This is a genomic window from Rhizobium giardinii bv. giardinii H152 (assembly GCF_000379605.1).
Taxonomy (GTDB): Bacteria; Pseudomonadota; Alphaproteobacteria; order Rhizobiales; family Rhizobiaceae; genus Pararhizobium; species Pararhizobium giardinii.
The window spans coordinates 1-1,032 of sequence record NZ_KB902666.1 but is presented as its reverse complement, the minus strand read 5'-3'; the positions used below and the strand labels follow the sequence as shown (position 1 = coordinate 1,032).

Annotated in this window: 2 protein-coding genes; both read left to right on the top strand. The window is 57.5% G+C overall.

The genetic code is table 11. From position 1 onward, the window contains the following. Positions 1-329: oligopeptide/dipeptide ABC transporter ATP-binding protein (locus tag A3AY_RS0114575; RefSeq protein ID WP_026203446.1), on the top strand; the 329-nt coding region annotated here is incomplete at its 5' end. Beyond that, a partial coding sequence (locus A3AY_RS0114570) for an ATP-binding cassette domain-containing protein (protein ID WP_018326390.1) occupies positions 326-1,032 on the top strand: 707 nt, incomplete at its 3' end. The genes A3AY_RS0114575 and A3AY_RS0114570, both read left to right, overlap by 4 nt.

Genomic DNA, 1,032 nt, shown 5'->3' with positions numbered 1-1,032 from the left:
TAGCACAGACCTGTCAGCGCGTGATCGTGATGTATGCCGGCAGGATTGTCGAGCAGGCGAGCGTGACGGAATTGTTTGCGCGGCCCATGCATCCCTACACCATGGCGCTCATGCGATCGGTGCCGGACAGGCGACGCGGTAAGGAGCGTCGTCTGCCAGAGATCCCCGGGATTGTGCCGAGCCTGCGCGAGCCGATTGCCGGATGCAGTTTTGCGCCGCGTTGCCCGTTCGCAACAGATATTTGCCGGGAGAAGACGCCTATCCTTGAGGAATCCGGGCCGGATCACGCGGCCGCCTGTTGGCATACAGGAGAGGTATTGAAGGTATGAATTATCCGCTGTTGAAGGTCGAGAACCTAGTAAAACACTATCCGCTCGGTGGGGGCATGCTGAACAGGAATGGCCCCGTCGTTCGGGCCGTTGAGGGTGTGTCATTTTCGGTTGAGGCAGGTGAGACGCTCTGTATCGTCGGCGAATCCGGGTGTGGCAAATCCACGCTTGCACGGCTTCTGATGAGGCTTGTGGACCCTACCGACGGGCGTGTGCTGCTCGAGGGCATCGATATAGCGAATCTCAAGAAAAGCGAGCTTCGGAAGTCGCGGCGTCGAATGCAGATGATCTTCCAGGATCCTTACTCCTCCCTCAATCCTCGGTTAACGGCTGGAGAGATTATCACCGAACCGGTCGAGAACTTCGAGCGCATGAATCGCAAGACGCGCGAGGAGCTTGCAGCGGAGCTTCTACAAAAAGTTGGGCTGGCGTCTGAGATCATGCACCGGCTTCCCTCAGAGTTGTCAGGCGGCCAACGCCAGCGGCTCGGTATTGCACGCGCGCTTTCTTTGAAGCCCTCAATTATTATTGCCGACGAGGCGGTTTCGGCTCTCGATGTCTCTGTGCAGGCGCAGATACTGAATTTGCTGATGGACCTGCAAGAGGAACTAGGAATCGCCTTTGTCTTCATCTCGCACGATCTTGGGGTCGTGGAGCATATCGGCCATCGCGTTGCGGTCATGTACCTCGGCCGAATTGTTGA